Origin of the sequence: Vibrio sp. V19_P1S1T109 (genome assembly GCF_002241375.1) — a bacterium.
In the GTDB taxonomy this organism is placed as follows: Bacteria; Pseudomonadota; Gammaproteobacteria; order Enterobacterales; family Vibrionaceae; genus Vibrio; species Vibrio anguillarum.
Window position 1 is genome coordinate 1 of the sequence record NZ_NDIM01000061.1, and the last position, 8,131, is coordinate 8,131.

The 8,131-nt window shown below is 45.9% G+C and carries 7 protein-coding genes; 6 read left to right on the forward strand and 1 reads right to left on the reverse strand.

Translation table 11 applies throughout. The features are described from left to right. Nucleotides 1–132: 132 nt before the first annotated feature. The 5 genes from B9J87_RS03020 (at nucleotide 133) to B9J87_RS03040 (ending at nucleotide 5,052) form a co-directional block, all read left to right on the forward strand. Entirely contained in the window at nucleotides 133–729 is a 597-nt protein-coding gene (locus B9J87_RS03020; protein WP_038148298.1) for a TetR/AcrR family transcriptional regulator, read from the forward strand. 83 nt (nucleotides 730–812) lie between these two features. Further along, nucleotides 813–1,844 carry an NADP-dependent oxidoreductase gene (locus tag B9J87_RS03025; RefSeq protein WP_094149329.1) on the forward strand — a complete coding sequence of 344 codons (1,032 nt, stop codon included), beginning with the start codon at nucleotides 813–815 and terminating at the stop codon, nucleotides 1,842–1,844. A gap of 13 nt (nucleotides 1,845–1,857) precedes the next feature. Next, nucleotides 1,858–2,472, forward strand: coding sequence for a glutathione S-transferase family protein (locus B9J87_RS03030; RefSeq protein ID WP_094149330.1), 615 nt, complete (start codon nucleotides 1,858–1,860; stop codon nucleotides 2,470–2,472). 145 nt (nucleotides 2,473–2,617) lie between these two features. Continuing rightward, the gene (locus tag B9J87_RS03035; protein ID WP_094149331.1) at nucleotides 2,618–4,171 is read left to right on the forward strand and encodes a YjjI family glycine radical enzyme; all 1,554 of its coding nucleotides are present in this window, start codon (nucleotides 2,618–2,620) and stop codon (nucleotides 4,169–4,171) included. Next, entirely contained in the window at nucleotides 4,171–5,052 is an 882-nt protein-coding gene (locus tag B9J87_RS03040) for a YjjW family glycine radical enzyme activase (RefSeq protein WP_094149332.1), read from the forward strand. The genes B9J87_RS03035 and B9J87_RS03040 overlap by 1 nt, the downstream gene beginning before the upstream one ends. 253 nt (nucleotides 5,053–5,305) lie before the next feature. Here the strand turns inward: B9J87_RS03040 and B9J87_RS03045 are convergent, their stop codons facing one another. Continuing rightward, a complete protein-coding gene (locus tag B9J87_RS03045) occupies nucleotides 5,306–7,042 on the reverse strand; it encodes a SulP family inorganic anion transporter (RefSeq protein WP_050934249.1) in 1,737 nt (578 codons plus the stop codon). 217 nt (nucleotides 7,043–7,259) lie between these two features. Between B9J87_RS03045 and B9J87_RS03050 the strand changes: the two genes are divergently transcribed. Beyond that, nucleotides 7,260–7,916, forward strand: a complete 657-nt coding sequence (locus B9J87_RS03050) for an HAD family hydrolase (protein WP_094149333.1) — start codon at nucleotides 7,260–7,262, stop codon at nucleotides 7,914–7,916. Nucleotides 7,917–8,131: the final 215 nt, after the last annotated feature.

The following is an 8,131-nucleotide window of genomic DNA, read 5'->3' on the forward strand; positions in this document are numbered from 1 at the left end:
GATAAATAATAGTGCGACACTTCAAGGAGGAAGTGTCCATTTCTATCATTCAGCAACCATAGCCAGTAGCACAAATACAATATGAACAAACAAAACTAGACGACTGGTCTAATTTAAATTATAATGCCGTCCATGAATACAAAAACCCATGATACTCGCCAACACATCCTTGAGGTCGGTTACCAACTTGTCGTAACCAAAGGCTTCACCAGCGTAGGCTTGTCTGAATTATTAAAAACCGCTGATGTGCCCAAAGGCTCTTTCTATCACTACTTTAAGTCAAAAGAGCAATTTGGCGAGGCACTGATTACGGACTATTTTCAGCACTATCTAGTACGGATTAATGCCCTTTTTGACCAAGAAGAAGGAAACGCCTATCAACACTTGATGCATTATTGGCAATGTTGGTATGAGCAGAGCAATGGCTTATGTAACGCACAGCGCTGCTTGGTGGTGAAATTAAGCGCTGAAGTTTCAGACTTGTCTGATGCGATGCGTATTGCTTTACTTAAAGGTGCAGATAGCATTATTGAGGCGGTCGGAAAATGTATCCAGCAAGGGATCGACGACGGCTCCATTCACGTACAACACAGCCAGCAAACCGCAGAATTGCTTTATAACCTTTGGCTTGGAGCAAGTTTGCTCAGTAAATTGCGTCAAGATAACCAAGGGCTTGCACAAGCGCTTACGAGCACCGAACACATTTTGCAAGGCCAGTGCCCTAGTTAAGATTCACCCGCTATTTCGATAGCGGTTTTTTTGAAACCCAAACTAGACGACTGGTCTAATTTAAAATAATAAAGGACTCTCCAATGACTAAACAAACTAACCGCCGCATTGTACTCGCTTCACGCCCTGTCGGTGCACCAACGCCTGCTAACTTTCGCTTAGAACATGCGCCTAAACCAACACCTGCCGCTGGTGAAGTGCTGCTGCGTAGTGTTTATCTTTCACTTGACCCCTACATGCGCGGCCGCATGAGTGACGCTAAATCGTACGCCGATCCTGTCGCGATTGATGATGTCATGGTAGGCGGGACCGTGTGTCAAGTGGAAGTATCAAACCACCCAAAATTTGAGCAAGGTGAGTGGGTACTCGCTTATACCGGATGGCAGGATTACGCTATTTCTAACGGCGAAGGTTTACTTAAACTCGGTAAAAATCCAACCTCACCCTCATACGCACTAGGCATCATGGGAATGCCCGGCTTTACCGCTTATATGGGTTTGCTAGACATTGGCCAGCCGAAGCAAGGTGAAACTGTGGTAGTCGCCGCAGCTACTGGCCCAGTAGGGGCAACGGTTGGTCAAATTGCTAAAATCAAAGGCTGCCAAGTGGTGGGCATTGCTGGCGGTGAGGAAAAATGTCGTTACGCTAAAGAAGTATTAGGTTTTGATGAATGTATTGATCACAAAGCTGACGATTTTGCAGAGCAATTGGCTAAAACATGTGCTCAAGGGATTGACGTTTACTACGAAAATGTCGGTGGCAAAGTATTTGATGCGGTTTTACCTCTGCTTAACACAGCAGCGCGAGTTCCGCTGTGTGGTTTGATTTCTCAATACAATGCAACGTCGCTGCCTGAAGGACCTGATCGCCTCTCTATGCTGATGGGCACCTTGCTTACCAAACGAATCCGCATGCAAGGTTTCATTATTTTTGATGACTACGGCCATCGCTATAACGAATTTGCTACTGATATGACTCAATGGCTAAGCGAAGGGAAAGTGAAATACCGCGAGCAACTGATTGACGGTTTAGAAAACGCACCACAAGCCTTTATTGGTCTATTGGAAGGCAAAAACTTTGGCAAACTGGTTATCCAAATCAACCAACCACTTTAATAAGGACCGCATAATGATCAAACTTCACCATCTAAATAAATCACGCTCTAAGCGCATTATCTGGTTACTTGAAGAGCTCGGGGTTGAGTATCAAGTAGTTCCATATCAACGTGATAGCGTGACCTTTCTGGCACCGCCCGAGCTAAAAAGCGTGCATCCGTTAGGTAAGTCACCTATGATTGAAGATAATGGTTTGGTGATTGCTGAATCTGGCGCCATTACCGATTACCTGATAGAAAAATACGGCCAACACTTTGCGCCTCAGCGTGGCAGCGTGGAATATGTGCAATACCAGCAATGGCTCCACTTTGCGGAAAGCTCTGCCATATTGCCGCTGCTATTAAAGATGTTTGTTGCCAAAGATGGCTGCCAAACCAATTTCCTTGGTGGCTATGCAGAAAGCGAAACGGCCAAAGTGATGAGTTATTTTGAGCAGTGTTTAGCGGGTAAACGCTACTTAGTGGCCGATCAACTCACTGGCGCTGATTTCATGATGTCATTCATTGCTGAAATATTGCTGACCAACGGAGCGATTACTCACTTCCCGAATATTGAACGTTACTTAGAGCAGCTCGCCACTCACCCTGCTTATCTAAAATCGAACCAAATCGAAGCGCAATACGCCTAACCTTAGGTTCCTGATGACGCCACTTCGACGATAACGAAGTGGCGTTTTCATTTCCATTATGGAAATGACTACTTGATGTATTATCAATAGTGAAAAGTAACCAAGCACATTAGGATTAAACCACAATAATATAAGGGTTTAATTCATGAGCCATTCACTCGATACACAGCAACGCTTCCAAGCCATCGTCACTGACGCACACCTCTCGCCTAAACAAAAGTCACACTTCCTTGCGCTAGAGGCCGAAGCAAGCTTGCCCTATCTGAAACTCTCTCCTGAGTTGGCTCGAGCAATGGAACAAGGCATTATCTGCGATATGTTTGAAGGCCATGCCCCTTTTAAACCACGTTACGTGTTGCCTGACTACGCAAAATTTTTAGCACAAGGCAGTGAGTATTTAGAGCTTTCGCCTGCCAGTAATTTTGATGAAGCACTCAATATGTTGACCATTTTGTACCATCACGTGCCTTCAGTGACTTCTATTCCTGTCTATTTGGGGCAATTAGATAGCGTGTTATTGCCCTATGTGGGCGAACTGAGCGAAGAGTCGATTTATCAAAAATTGAAGCTGTTTTGGATCATGCTTGATCGCACTCTGCCCGATGCTTTCATGCACGCCAACATCGGCCCGAGCGACAATATTATTTGTCGGACTATTTTACGTGTCGATGCTGAACTGAAACAGATCGCTCCCAACCTTACCTTCATGTATGATCCTTCCATCACCCCTGACGATTTACTGCGCCAAGCGACCGATAATATCTGTCAATGCAGTAAACCGCACATCGCCAACTATCCGATTCATGCCACCGCCTATGGCGAGCAAGGTTTTGGTATCGTCAGTTGCTACAACTCGCTTCCTTTAGCGGGTGGCTGCAATACTTTGGTCAGAATGAATTTAAAAGAGGCCGCGAAAAAAGCCAGTGACCGCCAAACATTTTTAGATCAGATTCTACCCACTTACAGCAAATATATGATTGAGCTGATGGATGTTCGAGCTGCTCATCTGCACCAACAATCTCATTTTTTTGAAGGTTTTCTGACTCAAGAAGGGTTGATTGAAGAATCTCGTTTCGCACCGATGTTTGGCATTTATGGCATGGCTGAAGCCGTTAATCTATTACTGGAAAAGGAGCAGAGTAACGCTCGTTATGGCCATGATGATATCGCCAACCAATTAGGCATCGCCATTTCCGCCAAGCTGGCCGACATTGTACAAAACTCACCAGTCAAATATGGCTTCAACGGCCGTGCTTTGCTGCACGCGCAAGGTGGTATTAGCCTTGATCTTGATGTCACTCCGGGCGTGCGCATCCCTTATGGTACCGAACCCAACCCGATTGAATATGTGCAAGCAACGGCTGGACATCATCAATATTATACCTCTGGTATCAGCGATATTTTAACTCTGGATGAAACCATAAAGGCCAACCCAGAGGCGATGTTCAACCTATGTAAAGGAGCCCTCCACTCGGGCTATCGCGAATTTACGGCCAACGTGGCTTCGAACGATTTAGTTCGCATTACGGGTTACATGGTGAAATTATCTGAAATAGCGCAATTTGAGCAGCGCGGATCACGCACCAACACCACATTTCTTGGGGCAGAAGCGGCCAAAAACACAGCCGTGCTCAAGCGAAAAGCACGCGTGGTTAGCCATGAAATGCAATCGGCTTATCAACCAAACTCTGTCAACTAATGGTGAGTGGAAAACAGCCGCTCCGAGCAAAAGTCAGCCGAGTGCTGACTTTCTCCTGCGTTGATGGCCCGGGCAACCGACTGGTCATTTTTATGCAAGGTTGCAACTTCAATTGCTTGTCTTGCCATAACCCACATACGATTCGTCACTGTCACCATTGCGGTGATTGTGTGCCAACCTGCCCATCGCAAGCACTGCGCCTCAATGCTGACCAGCAAGTCGAATGGCTAGCAGATAAATGCACTCACTGCGATCGCTGCATTGAGCACTGCATACACCAATCAAACCCAAAAATTCATCACTACAGCGTTGAACAACTCGTGGAACTTATCCGCCGAAATCATTATTTCTTAGCCGGTATTACCATTTCAGGAGGGGAAGCAACCCTACAACTTCCGTTTATCATCGCTCTTTTCAAAGCCATCAAACGCGATGAAGAATTGAAACATCTCAGCTGTTTTATTGATAGTAATGGCTCACTATCAGAATCGGGATGGGACAAAATCTCGTCCTATTTGGATGGCGCAATGATCGATTTAAAAGCTTGGCAAGAGGAAACGCATCGGTGGCTAACCGGACGCAGTAACCATAGAGTGATACGCACTATTTTCCACCTCGCTACACTGAATAAACTGCACGAAGTGCGACTGCTGCATATACCGGACAAAAGTGATTTAGAGACTGAAATTACCGAAGTGGCGCATCTGATTAACCAGTTGCCTGCGAACGTCAACATTCGGCTCAACGCCTTCCAACATCACGGTGTGGTCGGCAAGGCCTTAACTTGGCAGCCATGCAGTGAAGGTGAAATGCTACAGTTTCATCGGAAACTAGCCGCTCAAGTACAGCGAACTGTTTACCTGCCGACAAGCTACGCCTAGCGTCGAAAACCACCATATCCATAGGCTACCTATATTAGATTAATAACCCGTACCATTTTGCCTAATGCATAACGCTCACCTATGCTTATCCAAACAGGCACTAACCGTTTAGCAAAAGGCCGAGCACTCGCTCTCATCACATAAAAAGGAAAGCATCATGATTGAATGGGATTTCTTACATCTTTTCGATACTCAAGAGCTCTTTATCTTTTATTAACGAGAACCAATATTATTAACGAGAGCCAACCTCATTTTAAATAGCAGCCGCAATTTCACCTTCAATATCCTTTTGCGGCTCTTTTTGTACTGGCGGAACTTGCCCTTCTTCTACAGCGTGTTGGTAACATCCACTTAGCTTAATGGCTAAATACATGTCCGCACGAATCACCACGCCGCCGTCACCCGTTGAAATTCCAGCGATCTCACACCATTTTCTCAAACTGCGTTTACGCCCCGCTAGCACTAAACGAATACCTCGTTTTTTCAAAATGCTTTGCACGTCCGATAACATCGCCATGACGCTTAAATCTAAATGGGTAAAACTCGACACCGCATCAATAATCACGCACCCCACACTCATGCCCGCCGATTCAGTGTGAAATAAAATACGACGTTTAAAGTAAGGCGCATTGAAATAAGTCAGCGGAGAGTTGAAACGATAAATCACCAAACCCGGTATTGGTTTCGCCTTCGCTGACGTATCAATCGTGCGAATCGTGCCTTTATCATCCAAACCCAATGTTTGATCACTTGGCCGCATCACGGTGCGTAAGAACTGAAACAGACCCAGTAATACCGCAAGAGTGATGCCGGGGATAACGCCAATGACCAATACAGCGATGAAGGTTAAGCTTGCCAAATAGAAGGCGTCTTTATCACGCTTGTGTAAACTCCAAATCCCTTTCAGATCCAGCAACGAGATAGACGCGATAATCAACACAACTCCCAATGCAGCAATCGGAATGTATTGTAGTGGCTGATACGCCACAATCGCGACAAATCCAATCACAATCGCTGCAATAATCGAAACTAATTGCGATTTTCCACCATTAGCGTCATTCACCGCCGTACGTGAATCCGCCCCACTGATGGCAAAACCTTGTGAAAATGCAGAAGCAATATTAGCTAAGCCAAGCGCGCGAAACTCTTTGTCGGCGTCAATATCATAACCATTTTTTGCCGCAAAACTGCGCGCAGTGAGCATCATACTGACAAAGCTCACCATCGCTAAGTTCAAAGCGGGCATGACTAATTCACGGCTCACCCCTAGATCAAATAGAGGGGTTTGGAATATCGGTAACCCACCTTGGATTAAACCAACAACTTTAACTCCAAGATGTTCAGCGCCAAAAAACCACACCCAAAATGCAGCAGCGATTATAGCCAACATCGCTGCTGGCCAATTGGGTCTGACACGCTTACACAGAAAATAAACCACCACTGTCAGCGCACTTATCAATAAGGTTTGCCAATGCAAATCAATCAGCAAGGATGGCGCTTCCACGATACGCTCTAGTAGATATTGCTGCTCATATTTCAGCCCAAATACTTTAGCAAATTGACCCACGATAATGGTCAGAGCAACACCGTTTAACAACCCAAGTAAAATAGGGCGAGAGAGAAAATCGGCTAAAATACCGAGTTTGAAACGACTGGCCAGCAAACACCATACACCAGTCATTGCCGTCATTGTCATGACCAACTGCCAGTGTTTGAGAGGATCGCCCATCGCCAGCGGTGTCACTACCGCCGCAATCACTGCGCAAGTTGCCGCGTCTGGGCCTAAGATCAACTGCCTAGACGTGCCAAAAATCGCGTAAACCAACATCGGCAATACGCAGGAATATAAGCCGACAATCGCGCTTACTCCAGTGAGCTGCGCGTACGCTATCGCGACAGGCAGTGCAACCGCAACCACAGAAAGCGCCGCACGTACGTCATCCATCAACCAGCGAGTTTCATAGTCTTTCAGTTGGTGTAAACCCGGCATCCACTGTTGTACAAATGCACTATTCAAATTGCCTCCCCCCTCTTCTCGCAACAAGGTTTTCACATTAAGCATAACTCATTGCTAACAAACTAGCGCTTATAATTGGCTGATTTTATTGAAGTATGAGAAAAAGAAAAAGTGCAGGAAAAAGATCGCCTCCATAGGTCGACTTATGTGAAAATAGCCCACTCCATTTCACTCGCCTAAAGTTGTACTTATGAAATTTCAAGCTGCCATTTTTGATATGGATGGACTGTTACTCGACACGGAACGTGTCTGCCTTACGATATTCGAACAAGCTTGCCACGCAGTTGGCATCCCATTTTTAAAAGAGGTTTATCTCTCGGCTATTGGTCGCAATGCGGCAGGCATTGAACAAGCACTGCGCGCAGGCTACGGGCCAGAATTAGACTATCCGGTATTACATACGGAGTGGCGTAAACGTTACGATGCCGTGGTGAAACACCAGGCGATCCCAGTGAAAGAAGGGGTTATCGAGTTATTACAATGGTTAAAAGCCAATCGTGTTCCTACTGCTGTCGCAACATCAACCCAAAAAGACGTGGCACAAATTAAGCTGCGCCTTTCAGGCCTTGAGCAATATTTTGACTCGTTCACAACCGGTTGTGAAGTGACACATGGCAAACCCGATCCTGAGATTTATCTACTCGCTGCGCAACGTCTTGGCGCTGAACCGACCCAATGTTTAGCCTTTGAAGATTCTAATAACGGCGTGCGATCCGCCGTGAGTGCGAATATGATCACCTACCAAATTCCTGATCTCGTCGAACCCAGTGAAGAAGTTTTGGCGCTTGGACACCAAGTGGTCCCCTCACTACATCACGTTTTAACGGCCCTGAAAAACAGTAATTGAGCGGTTTTTCATGCGTCGGCTGATTTTGATTACCACAGCCAGGCAGCGTGGTATTGCAATTACAGGTAGCTAACAAGTAACAAGGGGATATCGTTGATACCCCCTTCTTTAGTCAATAATAAAGATTCGTTAATGTTTAGGTGGCGTACCTTCACAATTAGAAACCACCGCGTCAATTTGTATTAACGCATCCATAGGCAGCTCTGAAACACCAA

Coding starts and splice junctions, on each gene's coding strand:
- B9J87_RS03020 (WP_038148298.1), top strand. CDS start 133: ATGAATACAAAAACCCATGATACTCGCCAACACATCCTTGAGGTCGGT.
- B9J87_RS03025 (WP_094149329.1), top strand. CDS start 813: ATGACTAAACAAACTAACCGCCGCATTGTACTCGCTTCACGCCCTGTC.
- B9J87_RS03030 (WP_094149330.1), top strand. CDS start 1,858: ATGATCAAACTTCACCATCTAAATAAATCACGCTCTAAGCGCATTATC.
- B9J87_RS03035 (WP_094149331.1), top strand. CDS start 2,618: ATGAGCCATTCACTCGATACACAGCAACGCTTCCAAGCCATCGTCACT.
- B9J87_RS03040 (WP_094149332.1), top strand. CDS start 4,171: ATGGTGAGTGGAAAACAGCCGCTCCGAGCAAAAGTCAGCCGAGTGCTG.
- B9J87_RS03045 (WP_050934249.1), bottom strand. CDS start 7,042: ATGCCGGGTTTACACCAACTGAAAGACTATGAAACTCGCTGGTTGATG.
- B9J87_RS03050 (WP_094149333.1), top strand. CDS start 7,260: ATGAAATTTCAAGCTGCCATTTTTGATATGGATGGACTGTTACTCGAC.